This is a genomic window from Janibacter sp. HTCC2649, from assembly GCF_000152705.1.
Lineage (GTDB): Bacteria > Actinomycetota > Actinomycetes > Actinomycetales > Dermatophilaceae > Knoellia.
Genome location: NZ_CH672413.1, coordinates 951,896 through 971,508 on the forward strand (window position 1 = coordinate 951,896; position 19,613 = coordinate 971,508).

The following is a 19,613-nucleotide window of genomic DNA, read 5'->3' on the forward strand; positions in this document are numbered from 1 at the left end:
CCCCAGAATGGCCCCCAACGTCTGACTGGCCCTGAGTCGGGGTGGATCGACCGTGACACGGCTTGCCAGCGTCGCTCATCCTCTTCGGCTTGCGGCTTGCCTTCAGCCGCCGCCGTGCTCTACGTTTGCGCCTGCAACATCCTGTGTGACCGCGAAGTCATCCTCCGCCGCAACCACCTTGGCTCAGCCAAGACAAGGCCGGTATTCGAGGCTCTGATACCCACGAGCGGCCAGCATCGGGCCTCCCTCCAGGGACGTATGGAGACGGGCGCGCGAGCAGATCAACTGTCAGCAGATTGGCAGTGGTCTAGCCGTGCGCCCTTTGTCGTCTCTAGCCGCTGCCTCCTACTCAGGAGGTCCACATGGACACCTTGCTCAACAAGAAGGACGTAGCCGCTCGTCTCGGCGTCTCGGCTCGGACGACGACCCGCCTCATCGAGTCCGGTCACCTGAAAGCTCTCAAGATTGGTGCGCAGGTTCGCATCCGCCAGAGCGACCTCGACAAGTTCATCGCAGCGCAGTTGAAGGCAGGCGCGCGATGAGCGCCGAAAAAGTCGAGCGCGTGTTCCGTAACGCGACTACGTGGCAGGACGACGACCTTGCTGTCTCGGTCGCCGACCTCACCGAGTGCGTGGACGAGGACGGCGATCCGGACGTGGACAAGATCTACGGCGAGGCCCATCGGCTCGTCACCGAGCGCCCCTACTTGAAGGGGCCGAAGGGGTCTCTCGGCAGCGACGTTCCGCATGGCCCGACGGCTCCGCTCGTCGGCAGCGGTCGGAGGCGGTACGGGCAACCCGCCCTCGATGAGTCAACCCTGCGTCGGAAGTATCCCGCGCTGAACGCCTGAGTGCTGGCCTGCCGCGCCACCATCCCCACGGCAGCAGGGCCAGCCAGCCGTCAGACCGTGGAACAGCACCAGCAAGCCCACCCAGCCGACCTCCGTTCTTGCGACGGTCAGGTCGGCTGAGTGCGAAACCTGCGAATCGTAGCGACGTCTCACGACGCCGCGTCTCGTGAAAACTCAACTGCCACAACGGAATTGGCACTTGCGGATTGCCCCGGTGGCTCAGTTGGCTGGTTCCACCGGGGTAAACCGGCCCGCTACAGCAAGGAGCAAGTCATGGCAGGAAAGCCTGGTCGACCCAAGCAGTTCGACCACGTCGTGGAGGTCGCAATTACGTCGGAGCAGTTGGCGCACGTTGACCGCGTCGCCACCATGACGGCTCACCCACGAGCAGCGGTCATTCGGGCCTTCATTCAGGACCGACTGGACATCGCTGAGGGTCGCTACTCGGCCTATCCCGAATCACTACCCGAGGAACACAAGAACACTCTCAGGAAGGCAGGGCACTGAAATGCCGAAGAAGACCGAGCGACTGGAGTCGTACGTCGAGATGGCAAGAGACCTGGACCGACAGGCACGCGCCGTGTTGGTCGAGGTCCTCCAGGAAGAGGACGCGATTGGCCGCGCTGGCCGCGTCAACACGGACGAACTCGTCAAGAAGTACTCGATGAACAACGGAGGCAACTGATGCCCAGCAACGCTTTCGCAGCACGCAAGCACGCTGACCTTGACCAGCCGGGGCTGAGTCCCAACGAGGCCAAGTCCCGCCAGCAGTTCTGGGACCACCTCGAGAAGAACGAGCAGAACCACTTCACCCTCATGGGCCACAACGAGGTTGCCGAGACGGACGCACTCCGCACGCGCCACGAGCAGCAGTGCAAGGAGGCCATTCAGCCGCTCATCGAAGGGCTGAAGCAGGCCGAGGCTCGTGGGAAGAGTGCCAGTGAGATCGCGGCGCTCCGTGAAGAGATTCAAGACTTCATCGCGTACTACGCGGGAGACGGCAAGGACCGTCAGGGGCGTCATCAGCACGATCCAGACCGGCTATGCACGCGCTGAGGAAATCCTTGAGGACCCCGGTGCGTACGCCGATCGGTTCTACGCCAAATATGGCCCGACCCTCGCGGCCACGCGCTTCGAGTCGCGTCCGCCCCGCAAGAGCTAGCGACGTCGAACGGCTGGCCTCAGGGGTCGTCATCCCTGCGTCTGAGGTCAGCCGTTCGCTTACACACCCAAGGAGAAGAAGATGCGCACACTCAGCGTGCAGAAGGCCTGTGCCACAGAGCAACCCATCACCCGCGACCACGTTCACGACCTAGGCAGCAGGTACGGCCTCGCCCTCGCGGGCGGAGGGCGCAGCCCGTACCGAGAGGTCCGCGAGGTCGCTTGGCTCGTCGAGGATCAGTGGAACGACTTCAAGGAGCGCGTCGTCGCTTGGAGGACAATCACGGTATTCCTCGCCGGCGCTGCCCAGATGCGAGACCTCGAAGTTCTGGACGACCTCTACACGTCCAAGGACGACTATCTCTACTCCGCTGAGTGGCGGCTGATGTTCGTCCTCAACCACCTTGAAGGCTCAGGTCTCGCCATCGTGCGGATGCCCACCCCATGAACGGCCAGTCGGGGAGTCGAGCGGAAGGGATGCGACGGGGCTATGAGGGCCAGCGTCGCGCCTCTGCCCGACTGCTCCTCCTCGGCTGGCTCCCCACGTCATCTGACCCGGCTCGGAGGAAGAGGGTCCTCAACAAGCCGGGTCAGAAGTTGGTCCAGGGCGGGACCGTGCCGAGTGAAGGCACTACCCAGCCTACGGAGTGCCGACGGCCCGAACAACCCTCAATATCGCGAGCAATTCGGCTGTGCTGCAACGTGTTTGGCGAGATAGTCCGTCCTTGCGAAGGCCCCTCCGCTAGCGCAGGCTTGAAGGTGCGGCGCATGGGCAGCGTTGCGGCACAACCGAATGCAGCGATACATCGAGTGAAAGGCAACACCCCGTGAGCGACACCTCTAGCAAACCCACCCCTTCGCGCCTTGATGCCGTGGCCGCAGCCGTCGACGGGTACGTGGGCAGCGATGGACAAGGGAGAGGGACGTGCCCTCTAACCGGCAAGGGTCCAGACAAGTTCGCCTTCTCGATCGGAGAGACGGGCCTCGTCGTTCTTGTGTGCCACTGCGGCAAGTGCAGCGTTCGCATGGCTGACACCGATTGGTCGAGAAAGGCCGCTGAAGCCTTGGTGGCCCGTGGCGTGCCGCGAGGAACGTTGCACGCGCTGGCGCACCAGTCAGGGCCACAGAACCGTTCTAGCGCCGATGCCGTCGGCCCAGCGCCCAACCTGCCCTCGGCCGACGCCCTTGACCGAGCCCAGCACCGCCTCCTCGGTAACCGAAAGCAACTGGACCTCCTGAAGACGCGCGTCGGACTGTCCGTGGAGCAAGCCGTCAACGCTGGCCTTGGTTGGGATCCCAACGAGGAACGGGTCTGGCTTCCTGTCGAGGATGAGTCAGGGAACCTGCTCACTATCATCCGACGCGACTTCCGCCCGGTCATGCCAGCGAAGCGCGTTAAGTCCATGATCTGGAGCGGAAGCAAGGGCGCGTTCCTCTATGCCCCGTTCGGCGTCAGGCAGGGCGAAGAGGTCATCGTCGCAGCCGGTGAACGCGACTGCCTCGCGCTGCTCGCGCTCGGCATGAACGCCGTCTGCTTCACAAACGGAGAGAAGGTCGTCCCAGCATCGGAACGGATGACCCCGCTCTTGGGCCAAGACCTCGTCTTCGCGTACGACAACGACGAGGGCGGCAGGCAGGTCCAGAAGGTTGCCTCCGCACTCCTTCCCCACGCCTCCTCGGTACGGATCGTTAACTGGTCCAACGACATCCCCGACGGCTACGACGTGTGGGACATCCTCAGCGACGACAAGCTCGGCATCGGGGCTGTCCAGAAGGCGCTCACTGACGCTAGCCCGTGGGGTGAGGGGGACGAGAGGGCGCAGCAAGACCAGGCGGAGTTCGACAGGGCGCTGGCACGCGCCCTCGTTACCGAGCGCGTCAGGGACCACATGGCCGTTCTTCGCGCAGACGCCCTGTTCTCCGCGCCTGTCAGTGACCACACCCTCGCGGAGATGCTGACGAAGGAGCGCGAGCCGCTTCGCTTCACCATCGAGGACTTGCACCCCGAAGGCAGCAACGGCCTCATCGCCGCGCAGTACAAGGTAGGCAAGACCACCTTGATGATGAATCTGCTCAAGTCGTATGCAGACGGAGACAAGTTCCTCGGCAACTTCAGGATGAACCCCGGCGACGGTCGCATCGCCTTGCTCAACTATGAGTTGACCGAGGACATGATCATCGACACCTATCTCAAGCCGCTCGGCATCGAGAACCCTGACCGGATCGCAGTCCTCAACCTGCGAGGCATGAACTTCGACCTGCGTTCCCCGTCAGCGTTCGCATGGGGTGTGAAGTGGTTGCAGGACCGAGGCTGCGACGCGCTCATCGTTGACCCGTTCGGCGCGGCTGCACGGCTGGCCAACGAGAACGACAACAGCGAAGCGCGCAACTGGCTGCTCGGCACCCTCGACCCCTTCAAGGAGGCGGCAGGCATCCGAGATCTGTGGATGCCAGCGCACACCGGACGAGCCGAGAAGGCTGAGGGTTCAGAGCATGTGCGCGGTGCGTCGTCGGTGGACGACTGGGCCGACGTGCGCTGGCTCTACACCAAATCGGCCGTGACCGACTCGGACGGCAACACGTTCAGCCGTCGATTCATGAGCGCCGCTGGCCGTGGGGTGGACGTGAGCGAGCGACAGATCGGTTTCGACAAGGACGACGGAACGCTCTTCGTGGAGGAGTTCGTCAGCCGAGCTAAGGCGCGCACCGAGGGCGCGTCCATCCAAGCACTCCGAGTCGCGGCAGCGATGGCTCACCTCAACGACGGCAAGGGGCCAAACACTGGCGCGCTCCACGACGCCATGAAGGGCGAGACAGGGGCGATCAAGAGCGGTGTGAAGGAGTCCATCGACAAGGGCTGGCTGGCTGTGTCCAAGGGGCCGAACAACTCCAAGTTTCTCGGCGTGACAGACGCCGGTCGAGCCGTACTGGGGGACGCATGAAGTCGGTTAGTCCGGTCCGTCTTCGGTCCGTCTTCAGCGCACAAGACGGACCCAGTTGGGTCGGTCTGGCTGCACCCGTAGGGGGCAGACCGACCCCACTGCCGTCGGGCCACCAGCCCATCGGTTGGTCTCCCCAGCAAACAAGACAAACCGAAGGCCTCAACAAGAAGGAGCAGTCATGAAAATCCCGTGGTGGTGTCGAGCCAGGTATCGCGAGCGTTGGTATGGACGTCTCTATGCATGGTGGTTGGTCGCATGAGCAAGGGGAACCGGACTCGACGTCGAGAGCTGGGGCTACTGCCCGAGCTGGTCAAGTGCTCCGCCAGGAAGACCAACGGCGACCCTTGTGCTGCCTCACCCGTGAGGGGAGCGACCGTCTGCAACAAGCATGGAGGCAGTGCCCCGCAGGTCAAGAGGAAGGCCCAAGAGCGGCTACTCGATGGCGTGCCGAAGATGCTGCGGATGCGCAAGGAACTGGCGTCCAACGAGGACGTACCTCCGCAGGTGCGTCTCGCTGCGATCCGGGACTGGCTCGACCGTGCAGGCATCGACCGCAAGATCGAAATCGAGGTCACGTCGTCCTCCTTCGAGGACTTCGTCTCGGGCGTGCTGGCGGAGGTGAGCGAAGACGTCGCTGTCGCCAACCGGCAGGACTACTCGTCCCGCTACGACAACGGCAACGTCGTCGCCGGCGAACTGGCGGTCTCGACTCCGGATGACAGCGACCGGGCACCCCTCCCGACCGCCTCTCCACCCACGGCTCCATACCGCGCGTCTCGCTAACCCGGCGATTCGTGAGCGGGTCTGTGCCGCAGCGGCTTTCGCGTGAGCACGGTTCTGAACTTCTCGCTCGATCCTCTGCAAGGTGGTCCTGTCGGACAAACGTCCGGCACGACCACCAGCCAGGAGGCACCCGCCATGTCCACGAACACCAACACGACAAAGGCCAGCACCGTGACCGCAGCCAAGAAGGCAGCCGCCAAGGCCAACGCCAGCGCAGCAACCAAGGCAGCAGCCAGCGCGCCGACGCAGAACGCACAGAAGGCCCCCAAGGCAACCACGGCGGCTACGCCAGCCAAGACCCCGCAGAACGCCGATGCGCCGATGTGGGCCAACGTGAAGTTCTACCGACTTCGCAAGGTCGGAACCGCTCGTCACCTGCCCTACTTTGCGCCGGGCACACCCGAGCGTAAGGACGCCGAGAAGGTGGCGTCACTGGTCGCTAAGGGCAAGTCCGCAAGCGAGGTCGCCGAAGCCACCGAGCGCAGTGTCTCCACCGTGCGCCGTCTCGTGGCCGCTGTGCAGTTGGCTCAGGACGTCGAGTCGGGCCAGTACGACAACGCCATCGTTGACGGCAAGGTCGTCCTCCCGGCGCGCGAGGAGACCAAGTGAAGCCCGTGCTGGTCATCCTCATTGCGCCCGTCAGCACCCACGCAGCCGAAGCGGGCAAGCGCGTCGCCCTGTGCGGACAGACCGGCGTGCCGTTGCTGACGTTGGTGCGCAGCTCGTTCGACTTCACCTGTGAACGGTGCGTGCCGCTGGTTCAGGACGCGCTTGGGCTGACGTCGGTCAACGACCCCGGCAGCGTCGGCTTCGTCGTCGTGGGCGAGTGGTCGGCGCGGTGCGTCACCTGTGGGCTGGTCGACGGGGCCGTCCCCGTGAGTGCCCACCTGCGAGAGACGGGCCACGAGGGCTACTCAGTCGTGGATGAGGACGAGTCATGAAGGTCATCGCCTACGTACGGGTCTCGACCGACGAGCAGGCAGGCAGCGGTCTCGGTATTGCAGCCCAACGAGCAGCGATCACGGATGAGGCCGAACGGCGAGGCTGGGAACTGATCTGGATCGAGGACGCTGGCGTCAGCGCTGGTTCCCTGGACCGTCCCGGCCTCGCCCACGCCCGAGAGATGCTTGCCGCTGGCAAGGCCGATGGGCTGGTCGTGTCGAAGTTGGACCGTCTGAGCCGCTCGATGCTGGACTTCGCCACCGTCATGGACGAGGCGAGGAAGCAGAAGTGGTCGCTGATCACTTTGGATCTCGGAGTGGACATGACTACCCCGTCAGGCCAACTCCTGGCGAACGTGTTCGCGGCCTTCGCGGCTTTTGAGCGCGAGTTGATACGGCAGCGCACTCGTGACGCGCTACAGGCTGCCAAGGCACGCGGCCAACGGCTTGGCCGACCCCGGCTCACCCCCGACGACGTGGTCGCCCGAGTGGTGGCCCTCAGCGCCAATCTGAGCGCTTCACAGGTAGCCAAGGCGCTCACGGCCGAAGGCGTTCCTACGACCCGTGGTGCGGCCGAGTGGCGACCGTCCACCATCCGGCGGCTCCTGAAGGGGCACGCGCTGGACCAAGAGTCAGTCGATGCGCTGGCATCGCGAGAGAAGGAGTCGGCATGAGTTCCAAGAAGGTGTACGAGAAGCGGGAGCGCGGCATCCGCGAGGTCTTCCGTGAGTACCCCGACGGGCGCAAAGAAAGCGCAGGTTTCGAAGTGCGCGTGGGGCAGAAGCGCGTCGGTGGACTCATCAAGGGCTTGAAGAACGCTCAGAAGATCCGAGAGGCAGCGGCAGCCGACAACCACAAGGGCGCGTTCATCGCTCCGAGCGAGGGTAAGGCCACGGTGAAGGAGATGGCCGACCGTTGGCTCAACGGCAGCAAGGCCGCGAAGTGGAAGCCCAGGACCCGAGCAGGCTACGAGGGCATCGTCCGGCATCGCCTCGCCCCGCTGCACGCCCACGCCGTCAAGGACGTGACACCGGCAGTCGTGGACGCCTTCCTCGCGTCGATGTTGAAGGAGGGGCTGGCCCCGTCGACTGTGCGGCACGTCTACCACGTCCTGAACCAGTCTCTCCGGCTTGCCGTGCGAGACCGCCTCATCCTCGCGAACCCGTGCGCTGACGTAGACCGCCCCGGCCTCGTCCGAGACAAGCCGGCGATCCCGGAGAGGGATGAAGTGGAGAAGCTTCTCAACGCGCTGGCTGACCTCCCGCATGACCGGGCGGCTGAGTGGTCCCTGTATGCGGAGGTCGCCGCGTATGCCGGTCTCCGAGCGGGTGAGATCACCGGCCTACGGGTGAGCGCCCTTCTGCCCTTGGAGAACTCGCTCCTGGTCAACGAGACCGTCACCGTCATCAGCGGCAGTCTCAGCGCAGGGACCCCGAAGAGCCGAGCCGGGAAGCGGCGAGTGCCGTTGCCGCCTAGCCTCAGTGCCCGGCTAATCGCACTCTCCATGGGCAAGGCCCGAGACGCCTACGTGTTCGGCGACGGGACGACCCCGTTCCGTCATGGCAACTTCTATCGACGGGTGTTCCGTCCCGCTGCCGCTGCCGTTGGTCTGCCCACTCTGACCTTCCACCAGTTGCGGCACTTCTACGCGTCGGTGCTGCTCACGAACCCGAACCTGTCCGCCGTGGACATCGCGAAGGTGCTCGGACACGCCGACGCCAACCTGCTCTTCAACACCTACGGCCACTCGTTCAAGGACGCGGGCGCTGGCGTGGGCGAGTGGCTGGACACCCTGCGCTCCTCCCCCACGACCACGGGAACCGTTGTCCCGCTCGCCACCAAGGCGACCGGCTGACGCGAAACCACACGGCCAAGAGGCCCGAACCGAAAGCGCCGGTTCGCGAAGAGGACCTAGTCGGAATGGGCGGCGCCCGCTGGGGCTAACCGGATCAATTCACCCAGCGCGACATACGTCTGCAAGAACACGAACCGCGCCTCCCCTGAACTGACCTCGGCGTGCAGCCCAGTCGACGTACGGTCGTAGAGGTCACTGACGGTCCTCCGCAGTCGGTCACGCCGACCTTTAGGGGCTCCACTTTCGTACGCCCAGATCTGCAGGCGATTCAGGACATTCGAACGCCCAGCCTTTAAAGGCTGCCCATCCACGACTACCGGTTCATCACGGGCCGGAACGAGAGCGTCCGCGACCGCGTCGATGAGGCGGCGACACGTACTCATTGCTTGACTTACTGCCTCGCCGTCTCCGCCGCGCAGCCGAGCAGTGACGCTCTCGATCTTCGACAGAAGCGTTCGATCGAGGCTGCCGAGCGTCCCATCGACCTCAGTCTGCGCCTGTTGAAAAAGAGACTCTTGGATGGCACTGAACTTGAGCTCATGGTTCATCGCACTGACTTGGTCGTAAACAGTCGTCACCACCTGCGTGGCAACGCTCTGCATCATTCCGAGGACTTCGGCGTGCTTCGATAGGTGATTGTCGTGATTTGTCGACGCAATCGAACCGTAGTCGCCCGAGAAGCTCCGGCCTCCCTTGTCCGAATCCAAGCGAGCCTTCGAAGACTCGGCGTTCGCGACGATCTTTGACAAGGGGACAAAGAAGTACTTGCCTTCGCTCTTCCCTGATTCGCGACCTGCCCGTCGGAGCCAGGCCCCATCGGTTCCATCGAGGGGATAGCCCTCCCGCTCGTACCGGAGGAAATTCGCGAAGTCCTCGTTCGGCACAAGCCTGACAAGGCGACTAGCCTTCATCACGATCTGCATCGGAGACAGGCGAGAGAGCTCAATGTCTTCCAAGATCTCTTCTGATAGCAAGAGTGCTTCAGCGGTGCGGTCCATCACGCTTCCCCGTAGTCGATGACTGCTTCGCGGTGATGATGTCACGCGCCCTGCCCCGAAGGCTCGTCATCACGACCGTCTTCGTCGTATAGAAAGTCCGCCAGTTGATCTGAGTTCCAAGACGACCAACGCTCAACCTGCCGGTGGATGCCCTTGTTCGCCTCCTCGAGTCGTCTCCACGTTCTGCATGGGTACGCCTGCCCGCACCAGCACAGCCCCTCAGTGCCTTCCTCCTCGTCGTGGTCGAGGACGACCTCCACGAGAGCGGCTCGCCACTTCGCGCGCTTCCTGTAAGCCTGTTGACGTTCTCCGTGAAGCGCTCGGAACTGCTCGTGGGCAACCGCTCTGTCGCGCCAATAGAGCGCGGCGTGACTCTCGGCTCGGGCCAATCGGCGCGCGTCGTCTTCGCCATTCAGGCTTCGGTGCCCTTCACACTCGATGCAGACAGTCGTTGCCACATCCTCACCACCTCGGTGCACCCAGCGTCGTTGACAGCACGGGCACGTCCTGGGCCAGTCTCTGGTGGGCGGAGTCGCCGGCGTTTTGAGCGGCATCGTCGCGCGAACAGGGATCGATCGGGACTCAGGGCGGCGTCTGCTCTTCCAGAACCTTCGTAAGGTGGCTTCCTGCGCATCCGTCAAATGCGCACCCATCCTGACGCGAGGGATTCCGCAGTCGCTGAGCGACTTGAACATGGCCTGCTTATCGATACCCAGCTCGCGCGCCAACTTGCCCGGCGTCATCTCCGTCATGGATCTATTGAGACACACGCTGCCGACAGTCCCGTGGAGCCATCCACAGGCAGAGGCAGCGGTGGCAATGGCCTCGCCCGGGTCGATACCTCCGTTTCGAGCCTCGGGTCACGAGCCCTTGCATTGCCGCGTGCCGATACGAGCCTCAGCGACCCCGTCGACCGATACTCAGACCATGGCAACTTGGGCGGATGCGGCACAAACCCTCGCGACAGCGGGCGTTGGTGGACTGGTAGTCGCCGGAGCGCAGTGGCTCCAGCAGCGTTCTCAGTTCAACGAGGCCGCTAGCGTTCGGGCCGAGGAACGCGAGGTACAAGCCCTGCGAGAGGCACGCGAAGACCGTTCCAATATGTGCGCTGCACTCGTGCAAGACCTGAACGAGGCACTAGATGCACGACAGGTCGCGTGGGATGGCCTTGATGAATGGGACGCACACCACGAGTACTGGAAGCGGAGGGATCGGGCCGACATGCCAGACGGGATGCCGGACCCAATGAGGCCGTTGTCGAAGTGCCGCACGGCTGCGCAGACGATGAATGCCGCGCTTGCACGGCTGGAAGCGCGCGCGCAGTCCGCTGCCTCTGAAACGTGGGTCAGCGACGCAGTGGCGGATGCGAGGGCCACGATCCACCCCTACAACGTGATCTTGCCCGGTCGTGATCGCGACGTCGACACGGACGAAAGCAGCACGGAGACCGGCGACACGGTGGCTGGGCGACTGACCCGAGTCGTCATGCAGACCTGCGCCAGCATCATGAAGCAAGACGACGGTCGCAAGTCTGAGTGAGGTGGGCGTCCCCACCGTTGAAGCCGCAAGTCAAATCCGCGCTGAACTTCCGCGCCCGCGTTCCCCACGCTTGGTACATGGCAACCGACGACGCATACGCAGACCACTCCGAGTACGACCCACCCATCGAGCTGCGACCGCTCAACCTCGCCGAGCAGATGGCAGCGCAGTTGCGCCGTCAGGCCCAGGAGAACGACGACCCGGTGCCACCTATCGGTGGTGCTTACTCTCGCGAGCGCATGGGTCGCTGACGTGGGAGACGTGAAGGGCCAGCCACACATCCCAGCATTCCCCCGGTCCAGCGGCGACCACCGCTGGATGAAGGACGCCTCCTGCGTTGGCAGGTCCGACCTGTTCTTCAGCGAGAGCACCAACGATCGCTCGGAGGCAAAGCGCATCTGTATGCGCTGCCCGGTGCTCCTCGCCTGTGCCGACTACAGCGCACGCGTCGGGCCGTCGTTCGGTGTGTGGGCTGGCGGCAAGGAAGCACGGCTGTACGTCGCGAGCCGTCGGGCACAGGCCGACGCAGACAGGCAGGCGGCAGCCAAGGCCGACCACGCACCCGCATCGGCTCAGATCGGCGCATAAGCCGACCAGCGCATCGGCTCAGAGGCCCTGCTGGCAGGGGCTGGTATCGACTGGCACGAAGTGGCAGATGGCCCCAAAGTGGCCCCCGAAGCAGGTTCGAGGGCCACTTGGATTTCAGCGAGTGCCAGTTTCCGCCTCTGGCCTGCATGGATGTGAGTGGGGCGGCTGGGGCTTGAACCCAGGACCGACGGATTATGAGTCCGCTGCTCTGACCAACTGAGCTACCGCCCCTGAAGCGGAGCCGAGCCTACCTGCGGGAGGCGAGCGGACGGCATACCCCATGCGTGAAAGCCGCACCGCGACGTTGCGAATCGGTGACTCATCGGCGCGGACCTACGTGACGGGCGACACGTACCGGTAGGTTGCCGCACATGACTGAGCCCCTGGTCGTTCTCAAGGACGTCAACAAGCACTTCGGCGATCTCCATGTCCTCAAGGACATCAACATGGAGATCGGCAAGGGAGAGGTGGTTGTCGTCATCGGCCCATCCGGCTCCGGGAAGTCGACACTGTGCCGCGCGATCAACCGCCTCGAGACCATCGAGTCCGGGACGATCACCATCGACGGCAAGACGCTTCCCGAGGAGGGCAAGGCGCTCGCCCAGCTCCGCGCGGACGTCGGCATGGTCTTCCAGTCGTTCAACCTCTTCGCGCACAAGTCGATCCTCGACAACGTCACGCTCGGCCCGATCAAGGTCCGCAAGCAGAAGAAGGACGCAGCCGAGAAGCGCGCCATGGAGCTCCTCGAGCGCGTGGGAGTCGCCCACCAGGCGGAGAAGTTCCCTGCGCAGCTGTCCGGTGGCCAACAGCAGCGCGTCGCCATCGCGCGCTCGCTCGCGATGGACCCCAAGGTCATGCTCTTCGACGAGCCGACCTCGGCCCTCGACCCCGAGATGATCAACGAGGTCCTCGACGTCATGGTCGGCCTCGCCAAGGACGGCATGACGATGATCGTCGTCACCCACGAGATGGGCTTCGCACGCAAGGCGGCCAACCGCGTCGTCTTCATGGCCGACGGTCAGATCGTCGAGCAGAGCACTCCCGAGGACTTCTTCACCAACCCCAAGAGCGACCGCGCCAAGGACTTCCTCGCCAAGATCCTCACCCACTGAGGACCGACCTCAGCACTTCACGACGTCACATCCAGGCACGCAGGGTGCCGACAACACAGGAGGAACACAGATGAACGCACGACGGATCGGCGCCATTGCGGCAGCCGCTGCCCTCGCTCTCGGCCTCACGGCCTGTGGGGACAGCGCTGACGACGGCGACACCGGAAGCACCAGCAGCGCCGGCAAAATCAAGATCGGCATCAAGTTCGACCAGCCCGGTCTCGGCCTCAAGTCGGGCTCGAGCTACAGCGGCCTTGATGTCGACGTGGCGAAGTACGTCGCCAAGGAACTCGGTCACGCTGAAGGTGACATCGAGTTCGTGCAGGCACCTTCGGCCCAGCGCGAGACCCTCATCTCCACCGGTCAGGTGCAGATGATCTTCGCGACCTACTCGATCACTGACAAGCGCAAGGCCACGGTCTCGTTTGCTGGTCCCTACTTCATCGCCGGGCAGGACCTCCTCGTCCGTGCCGACGACACGTCCATCACCGGGCCCGAGACCTTGACGGGTAAGAAGCTGTGCTCCGTCACGGGCTCCACCTCGGCGCAGAACGTCAAGGACAAGTTCCCCGGCGTGCAGCTCCAGCAGTTCGGCACCTACTCCGAGTGCGTGGCGGCTCTGGCCTCCAAGGGCATCGACGCTCTCACGACCGACAACACAATCCTCGCCGGCTACGCGGCCCAGGACCAGTACAAGGGCAAGCTCAAGGTCGTCGGCAAGACCTTCTCCGAGGAGCGCTACGGCGTCGGCATCAAGAAGGGCGACACCGCACTCTGCGGGAAGATCAACACCGCCCTGACCAAGATGATCGACTCGGGTGACTGGCAGAAGGCTGTTGACGCCAACCTGGGTCCGGCCGGTTTCAAGGTCGACACGGCGGTCAACCCGCCGAAGCCGGACGCCTGCTCCTGATCTTTCTCAGCGCATTTCCGGTATGCCGTCCGCTCACCTCAGTGGGCGGCATACCGGAGCCTGTGACCCACTTCGACCCGGCAACGGAAGGCTGCACGCATGGGTGACATTCTCGCCACCTACGGTGACGACATCCTCAAGGCATTCGGGGGGACCATCCTCCTGGCGATCCTGTCCACCATCGGCTCAATGGTTCTGGGGACCATCGTCGCGGTGCTGCGCCTGTCGCCGGTTCGGATCCTCCAGATGCTCGGCACCTGGTACGTCAACATCTTCCGCAACACCCCGCTGACGTTGCTCATGGTCTTCAGCATCCTGGGGCTGACCTACATTCTCGGGATCAACCTTGACCCGACCGACATCCAGGGCAACGCCTTCAGGTGGGCAGTGGTTGTGCTGTCGATCTACCACGGTGCGTTCATCTGTGAGGCCCTGCGCTCGGGCGTCAACACCGTCCCTCTCGGGCAGGCTGAAGCCGCGCGGGCCATCGGCCTGACCTTCGGGCAGAGCATGCGCGAGGTGCTCCTCCCGCAGGCCTTCCGTGGCGCGATCGCACCCATCGGGTCAACGATCATCGCGCTCACCAAGAACACCACCGTGGCAGCCGTCATCGGAGTGGGCGAAGCCACCAACGCCATGAACGTCATCATCGAGAACGAGGGCAGCGGGATCACCATCTTCCTGATCTTCGCCCTGGGCTTCGTCATCCTCACCCTCCCGCTTGGGACAGCCTTCACAGCTCTCTCCCGTCGACTGGCGGTGAAGCGATGAGTGCGCAGAACGTTCTCTTCGACGCTCCCGGCCCGCAGGCCCGACGACGCCACGCGGTCCTCGCCGGGGTTGGCGTCCTTCTGATGCTCGTGGCCGCGTGGGTCGTCCTTCGCAAGATGGCAGACGCCAACCAGCTGCAGGGCGCGATGTGGAAGCCGTTCGTCACCGATCGGGCCGTCTGGCGCGACTACCTGGTGCCCGGGCTGTGGGGCACGCTCAAAGCCGCGGCCATCTCCATCGTCTTGGCCGGCACCTTCGGCCTGATCTTCGGCATCGGCCGGCTCTCCACCATCGCGCCCATCCGTTGGCTGTGCGGCGCGGTCGTTGAGTTCTTTCGCTCCGTGCCCGTCCTCATCATGATGATCTTCGCCTTCGGCCTCTACGCGCAGAACTCGGTCTTCGCCAGCGACATCAACCCGTTGGCCGCCGTCATCACGGCACTCACCCTCTACAACGGTGCCGTCATCGCTGAACTCGTGCGCTCTGGTGTGTATTCGTTGCCCAAGGGGCAGGGCGAAGCGGGCCTTGCTGTGGGTCTCACCACGGGACAGGTGCTCCGCTCCATCCAGCTGCCGCAGGCACTGACGGCCATGCTCCCCGCCCTCATCGGTCAGTTCGTGACGGTCCTCAAGGACTCCGCGCTCGGCTATCAGATCACCTACTCCGAGTTGCTCAGCGGCGGCAAGATCCTCGGCTCCAACTTCGCCAACACAGTGCCTGCCTACATCGTCGTAGCGATCGTCTTCATCCTGATCAACTACTCGTTGTCCAGGTTGGCCATCTACGTCGAGCACCGGCTGTCCCGTCGTGGTCGACCCACCCTGAAGGCGCAGGGAATCCCCGGCGTCCCGGCCGTAGAAACCGCGAACACTGGCGGTCATTGAGGCGACCGCACCACCACGAAGGGCCCGGATCACAATGATCCGGGCCCTTCGTCGTACTGCTCCCCCGGTTGGACTCGAACCAACAACCTGCCGATTAACAGTCGGCTGCTCTGCCAATTGAGCTACAGGGGAATGGAAAAATCAGTGCCAACATTCCTTGCACAGCGTGCCGCGGGCGGCGCGCTGCGCAACGATAGCAAAGGGTGGGGCCTGTCACGAAAACGGCCCGACCGACCTCACTCGCGAGGCGCCGTTCAGTCGAGGCCGACCTGCTCCCGCAGCCGGTCGAGGGCCGCTCGAGTCTCCTCACGAACACCCGGATCCGTGGAGCGCACTCCACGTCCGAGGATCGTCTGACCCATCAGCGCACCGTTGGCGAGGTCCTTGCGGACGACGACGCGGGCCCGCCGCTTGTCCCCGAGGTCGACCTCGTCGGAGAGGACGACCGTGGCCTGGACCCGCTCACGAAGCACCTGCGGGAAGGTCCCGGGGTCGGCGCCGAGCTCCCAGACCGATGCAGGCGCCTTGTCGACCCAGTTGACCGTCAGGCGAGCCGTCGCGTCGTCCCATGTGCCGGTGTCGACCATGTGCCACTGACGGTCGAGGACCACGGAACTGTCACGGACGGCATACACGTGCGTTCTGGTCGCGACGATGTATGCCGTGGAGCGCGCGTCGCGCACGACTGAGAGGACGTCTGTGGCTCGCTCCCCCAAGGCCGTGGTGACCTCGGAGGGCACCTCGGGTCCGCGCCGGCCCAGTCGCCCGAACTTCATGAGGTGAGCCGATCGCGCAGTCGGGCGCGGTTCATCTCGAGCTCGATGAGTCGGCGGGAACGGGCACGCAGGGCCTCCTGGTCGGGTTCGGGTGTGTTCTGCAGGCGGCGGATCGCGGCGGTCTCGTCGGCGATCTGACGGCTGAGGCCGGAGTCGTGGACGCCGATGACCAGCGACTCGAGGTAGCGCTGCGGCGGGAGGCCACTCGTCGGGTCGACCTTCGTCGGCAGGGGTGCCACCGACAGCTCGGCCAACAAGCCACGCACAGCAAGGGAGGCGGCCTCGCTCACGGCAGCAACCCACCCCGCTGTCGACAGGTCGGCCGCGCGACCGGCGACGGTGCGAACCCCGTCAAAGATCGCCGAGTGCGCCGGAGCGGTGAAGGCCACCGGCGGGATCGCGTCGATCGTCTCGGTCGTGAAGCGCGTGGGGTACTGCAGGAGCGCTTGGAGGAGCTGGCGCTCGTTGTTGACCACGGGGTCGCGCAGGTTGGGCGGGGGCAGCGCGGACGCACCCTCCTGGGCGTTGGGTTCGGGAACGTCGTCGGTCGAGGCCGGCGTGCGGTCCGCTGCTCGACCGGACGGGCCCGAAGCGGCGTCCGCGCCTTCACGGGCCTTGATGCGCCCGGCGCGCTGGACCTCGTTGAGAACCTGCTCGACCTCGACGCCGAGCATGCCGGCGACGCTGCGCATGTATTCGGGACGCAAGGACGAGTCGCGGATGGAGTTGATGATCGGCGCGACGGCCTGCATGGCCTGGACGCGGCCCTCGGGGGTCTCGAGGTCGAAGCGCTTCATGGTCGTGCGCACCGCGAACTCGAACATCGGCACGGCGTCGTCGACGAGCGCCTTGACCGCCTCGCCACCCTTGGCGAGGCGGAGGTCGCACGGGTCCATGCCATCGGGTGCCACGGCGACGAAGGACTGAGACGCCCACCGCTGGTCCTCACCGAACGCCTTCATCGCGGCCTTCTGCCCGGCCGCGTCACCGTCGAACGTGAAGATCACCTTGGCGGGGGCACCGTCGGCCTCGTCGCGCATGATGCGGCGCAGGATCTTGATGTGGTCGATGCCGAAGGCCGTGCCACACGTCGCGACGGCGCCCGCGACGCCGGAGAGCTGCGCGGCCATGACGTCGGTGTAGCCCTCGACGATGACGGCCTGCCGGTCGCCGGCGATGGCCTTCTTCGCGGCGTCGAGGCCGTAGAGCACCATCGACTTCTTGTAGATCGGCGTCTCGGAGGTGTTGAGGTACTTCGCCGCAATCCGGTCGTCGTCGAGCAGCCGTCGCGCACCGAACCCCACCGTGTCGCCGGTGACGTCGCGGATCGGCCACATGAGCCTCCCGCGGAAGCGGTCGTAGAGTCCGCGACTCCCCCGCCCGGACAGGCCCGCGGTGACCATCTCGTCCTCGCTGAACCCCTTCTCACGCAGGTGCCGGGTCAGGTCCTCACCGCCGCGGGGAGCGAAGCCCATGCCGAACTGCTCCGCGATCGCGCGGTTGAATCCACGGTCGCGGATGAAGTCACGTGCGGGCCGGGCATCGGGCCGGTCGACGAGAGCGGCAGAGTAGAACTCCTCCGCCACACGGTGGGCCTCGATGAGCCGCGAGCGCTTGCCGATCCCGCCCTCGCGCGGACCGCCACCCTCCTCGTAGCGCAGCTCCATGCCGATCTTGGCCGCGAGCCGCTCGATCGTCTCGGAGAACGTCAGGTGCTCGACCTTCTGGACGAACGAGATGACGTCGCCGCCCTCCCCGCAGCCGAAGCAGTGATAGGCCCCCACGGCCGGACGCACGGTGAACGACGGCGTCTTCTCGTCGTGGAACGGGCACAGCCCCTTGAGCGAGCCGACCCCACCTGGGCGCAGGGTCACGTGGTCACGCACGACGTCTTCGATCGAGGAGCGCTCCTTGACGGACTGGATGTCGTCAGCGTTGATCCGACCCGCCACGCGCGCTCCTCCCGTTTTCGTGTGCTCCTGTGTGGGCCTTCAGTATGCCGCGCTGCCCTTTCGTGCGAGCCGTCGTGTCCCCAGCCCCGGAACCCACGGCGCCGACGTCGGCGTAGGTTGCGCCCATGACTCGCGCCATCGTGGTCGGAAGCGGACCGAACGGACTCGCCGCTGCGCTCACCCTTGCCGTGGCCGGGGTCGACGTCACGGTCCTGGAAGCTGCGGCAACCCCCGGCGGCGGCACTCGGTCGGTCGAGGCCACCGTCCCCGGGGTGCTCCACGACGAGTGCTCGGGCTTCCACCCACTGGCCGTGGACAACGCCTTCTCACGCAGCGTGGACCTCAAGGCAGCGGGCCTGCGCTGGGCGTGGTCCGAGGTCCAGTACGCCCATCCCCTCGAGGGCGGCCGCGGCAGCAGTGTGGTGCGCTCGCTCGAAGCGACCGCTGAGGGGCTCGGGCACGACGCCGGACGATACCGGCGCGTCTTCGGTCCGCTGGATCGACGCTTCGACAAGATCGTCACCGAGTTCCTCCAGCCGATGCTGCACCTGCCCCGCCACCCTTTCGCCCTCGCGGGCTTCGGATCGTTGTCTGCCATGCCCGCGACTCTGCTGGCGCGCAACTTCCGTACCGAGGAGGCGCAGGCGCTCTGGGCGGGGGTTGCCGCGCATGCCTTCCGGCCTCTGGGTTCATCCTTCAGCTCGGCCATCGGTGTGGCACTGGGGACCGCCGCCCACCGCTACGGCTGGCCGGTGGCCGTTGGGGGATCCCGGGCGATCACCGACGCGATGATCACTCTGCTCGCCCAGAACGGCGGCAGGGTCATCACGGGAGAGAGGGTCACCTCGTTGGACGCCGTGAGGAAGGAGCACGAGGCCGAGCTCGTCCTTCTCGACACCTCACCCCGTGCCGCCGTCGGCATCATCGGCGACCGACTCCCCCAGCGGGTCCGACGGGCGTACGAGCGCTACCGCCACGGCACCGGAGCGTTTCAGGTCGCGTTCGCGGTGCAGGGAGGCATTCCCTGGACGTATGAGCCCACGCGTCGCGCGGGCACCGTGCATCTCGGAGGGACTCTCGCCGAGATCGGGGCTGCGGAGCGTGAGACCTGGCGCGGACGGATGCCCGAGCGACCATTCGTGCTTCTGGGCCAGCAGTCCTTGGCCGATCCCGGCCGAGCCCAGGGCGACGTGCACCCCATCGACGCCTACGCACACGTCCCTGCCGGTTTCCAGGGTGACGCCACACAGGCGATCATCAGCCAGATCGAGCGGTATGCGCCCGGTTTCCGGGATCGGATTGTCGGCACGGCTGTGCGATCGTCCACCCAGATCAGCAAACAGAACGCCAACTACGTCGGTGGGGACATCTGCACTGGCGCGAACACCCCGCGTCAGCTCGTGTTCCGTCCGCGGGCGGCGCTCAACCCCTACGCCACCGGCGTTCCCGGTGTCTATCTGTGCTCGGCCGCCACCCCGCCCGGAGCAGGCGCGCACGGCATGTGCGGCTACCTGGCCGCACGCTCCGCACTGGAAGGCCTCTGAGGTC

General features: G+C 65.2%; 23 protein-coding genes and 2 tRNA genes. 20 read left to right on the top strand and 5 right to left on the bottom strand.

Annotation, left to right across the window (positions count from 1 at the left end; all coding sequences use genetic code 11):
* The first annotated feature begins 362 nt into the window (after positions 1-362).
* From JNB_RS04565 to xerC, 12 genes are all read left to right on the top strand, one after another.
* Positions 363-542: a helix-turn-helix domain-containing protein gene (locus JNB_RS04565; protein WP_009775239.1), complete on the top strand. Its 180-nt coding sequence runs from the start codon at positions 363-365 to the stop codon at positions 540-542.
* Entirely contained in the window at positions 539-850 is a 312-nt protein-coding gene (locus JNB_RS04570; RefSeq protein WP_009775240.1) for a hypothetical protein, read from the top strand. Before JNB_RS04565 ends, JNB_RS04570 begins: the two co-directional genes overlap by 4 nt.
* Before the next feature lie 273 nt (positions 851-1,123).
* On the top strand, positions 1,124-1,357 hold the full coding sequence (locus JNB_RS04575; protein ID WP_009775241.1) for a hypothetical protein: 234 nt from the start codon (positions 1,124-1,126) through the stop codon (positions 1,355-1,357).
* A 1-nt stretch (position 1,358) separates the two neighbouring features.
* Positions 1,359-1,535, top strand: a complete 177-nt coding sequence (locus JNB_RS21430) for a hypothetical protein (RefSeq protein ID WP_009775242.1) — start codon at positions 1,359-1,361, stop codon at positions 1,533-1,535.
* On the top strand, positions 1,535-1,906 hold the full coding sequence (locus tag JNB_RS04580; RefSeq protein WP_009775243.1) for a hypothetical protein: 372 nt from the start codon (positions 1,535-1,537) through the stop codon (positions 1,904-1,906). Before JNB_RS21430 ends, JNB_RS04580 begins: the two co-directional genes overlap by 1 nt.
* A gap of 187 nt (positions 1,907-2,093) precedes the next feature.
* A complete protein-coding gene (locus JNB_RS04585; protein WP_009775244.1) occupies positions 2,094-2,459 on the top strand; it encodes a hypothetical protein in 366 nt (121 codons plus the stop codon).
* Between the two features lie 955 nt (positions 2,460-3,414).
* Complete coding sequence (locus JNB_RS04590) at positions 3,415-4,953, top strand: bifunctional DNA primase/helicase (RefSeq protein WP_158306119.1); 1,539 nt, start codon at positions 3,415-3,417, stop codon at positions 4,951-4,953.
* A gap of 444 nt (positions 4,954-5,397) precedes the next feature.
* Entirely contained in the window at positions 5,398-5,736 is a 339-nt protein-coding gene (locus JNB_RS04595; protein ID WP_009775247.1) for a hypothetical protein, read from the top strand.
* Between the two features lie 135 nt (positions 5,737-5,871).
* A complete protein-coding gene (locus JNB_RS04600) occupies positions 5,872-6,345 on the top strand; it encodes a hypothetical protein (protein ID WP_040883606.1) in 474 nt (157 codons plus the stop codon).
* The gene (locus JNB_RS04605; protein ID WP_009775249.1) at positions 6,342-6,677 is read left to right on the top strand and encodes a hypothetical protein; all 336 of its coding nucleotides are present in this window, start codon (positions 6,342-6,344) and stop codon (positions 6,675-6,677) included. Before JNB_RS04600 ends, JNB_RS04605 begins: the two co-directional genes overlap by 4 nt.
* A complete protein-coding gene (locus tag JNB_RS04610; protein ID WP_009775250.1) occupies positions 6,674-7,351 on the top strand; it encodes a recombinase family protein in 678 nt (225 codons plus the stop codon). The genes JNB_RS04605 and JNB_RS04610 overlap by 4 nt, the downstream gene beginning before the upstream one ends.
* The gene (gene xerC, locus JNB_RS04615; protein ID WP_009775251.1) at positions 7,348-8,532 is read left to right on the top strand and encodes a tyrosine recombinase XerC; all 1,185 of its coding nucleotides are present in this window, start codon (positions 7,348-7,350) and stop codon (positions 8,530-8,532) included. Before JNB_RS04610 ends, xerC begins: the two co-directional genes overlap by 4 nt.
* A 56-nt stretch (positions 8,533-8,588) precedes the next feature.
* Here xerC and JNB_RS04620 read toward each other — a convergent pair whose 3' ends face one another.
* Entirely contained in the window at positions 8,589-9,530 is a 942-nt protein-coding gene (locus tag JNB_RS04620; protein ID WP_009775252.1) for a hypothetical protein, read from the bottom strand.
* Between the two features lie 927 nt (positions 9,531-10,457).
* On the opposite strand from JNB_RS04620, the gene JNB_RS21255 reads away from it, so the two are divergent.
* The 3 genes from JNB_RS21255 (at position 10,458) to JNB_RS04635 (ending at position 11,657) form a co-directional block, all read left to right on the top strand.
* Positions 10,458-11,069 carry a hypothetical protein gene (locus JNB_RS21255; protein WP_148232311.1) on the top strand — a complete coding sequence of 204 codons (612 nt, stop codon included), beginning with the start codon at positions 10,458-10,460 and terminating at the stop codon, positions 11,067-11,069.
* Between the two features lie 77 nt (positions 11,070-11,146).
* Positions 11,147-11,320: a hypothetical protein gene (locus JNB_RS21435; protein ID WP_009775255.1), complete on the top strand. Its 174-nt coding sequence runs from the start codon at positions 11,147-11,149 to the stop codon at positions 11,318-11,320.
* A 1-nt stretch (position 11,321) separates the two neighbouring features.
* A complete protein-coding gene (locus tag JNB_RS04635) occupies positions 11,322-11,657 on the top strand; it encodes a WhiB family transcriptional regulator (RefSeq protein ID WP_158306120.1) in 336 nt (111 codons plus the stop codon).
* Between the two features lie 157 nt (positions 11,658-11,814).
* Here the strand turns inward: JNB_RS04635 and JNB_RS04640 are convergent.
* Positions 11,815-11,888, bottom strand: a tRNA-Ile gene (locus tag JNB_RS04640).
* 140 nt (positions 11,889-12,028) lie between these two features.
* Between JNB_RS04640 and JNB_RS04645 the strand changes: the two genes are divergently transcribed.
* From JNB_RS04645 to JNB_RS04660, 4 genes are all read left to right on the top strand, one after another.
* Positions 12,029-12,769 carry an amino acid ABC transporter ATP-binding protein gene (locus tag JNB_RS04645; protein WP_009775257.1) on the top strand — a complete coding sequence of 247 codons (741 nt, stop codon included), beginning with the start codon at positions 12,029-12,031 and terminating at the stop codon, positions 12,767-12,769.
* 70 nt (positions 12,770-12,839) lie between these two features.
* Positions 12,840-13,682, top strand: coding sequence for a glutamate ABC transporter substrate-binding protein (locus JNB_RS04650; RefSeq protein ID WP_009775258.1), 843 nt, complete (start codon positions 12,840-12,842; stop codon positions 13,680-13,682).
* A 99-nt stretch (positions 13,683-13,781) separates the two neighbouring features.
* Positions 13,782-14,453 (top strand): amino acid ABC transporter permease, encoded by a 672-nt coding sequence (locus tag JNB_RS04655; protein ID WP_009775259.1) that lies wholly within the window; start codon positions 13,782-13,784, stop codon positions 14,451-14,453.
* Positions 14,450-15,337 carry an amino acid ABC transporter permease gene (locus tag JNB_RS04660; RefSeq protein ID WP_009775260.1) on the top strand — a complete coding sequence of 296 codons (888 nt, stop codon included), beginning with the start codon at positions 14,450-14,452 and terminating at the stop codon, positions 15,335-15,337. The genes JNB_RS04655 and JNB_RS04660 overlap by 4 nt, the downstream gene beginning before the upstream one ends.
* Before the next feature lie 59 nt (positions 15,338-15,396).
* On the opposite strand, the gene JNB_RS04665 is transcribed toward JNB_RS04660, so the two are convergent.
* The 3 genes from JNB_RS04665 to dnaG all read right to left on the bottom strand — a co-directional run bounded on the left by JNB_RS04665 (position 15,397) and on the right by dnaG (position 18,065).
* Positions 15,397-15,469: transfer RNA gene (locus JNB_RS04665), tRNA-Asn, on the bottom strand.
* Positions 15,470-15,591: 122 nt separating this feature from the next.
* Positions 15,592-16,113, bottom strand: a complete 522-nt coding sequence (locus JNB_RS04670; RefSeq protein ID WP_009775261.1) for a hypothetical protein — start codon at positions 16,111-16,113, stop codon at positions 15,592-15,594.
* Positions 16,110-18,065 carry a DNA primase gene (gene dnaG / locus JNB_RS04675; protein WP_009775262.1) on the bottom strand — a complete coding sequence of 652 codons (1,956 nt, stop codon included), beginning with the start codon at positions 18,063-18,065 and terminating at the stop codon, positions 16,110-16,112. The genes JNB_RS04670 and dnaG overlap by 4 nt, the downstream gene beginning before the upstream one ends.
* A gap of 125 nt (positions 18,066-18,190) precedes the next feature.
* Between dnaG and JNB_RS04680 the strand changes: the two genes are divergently transcribed.
* A complete protein-coding gene (locus tag JNB_RS04680) occupies positions 18,191-19,609 on the top strand; it encodes an NAD(P)/FAD-dependent oxidoreductase (protein WP_009775263.1) in 1,419 nt (472 codons plus the stop codon).
* Positions 19,610-19,613: the final 4 nt, after the last annotated feature.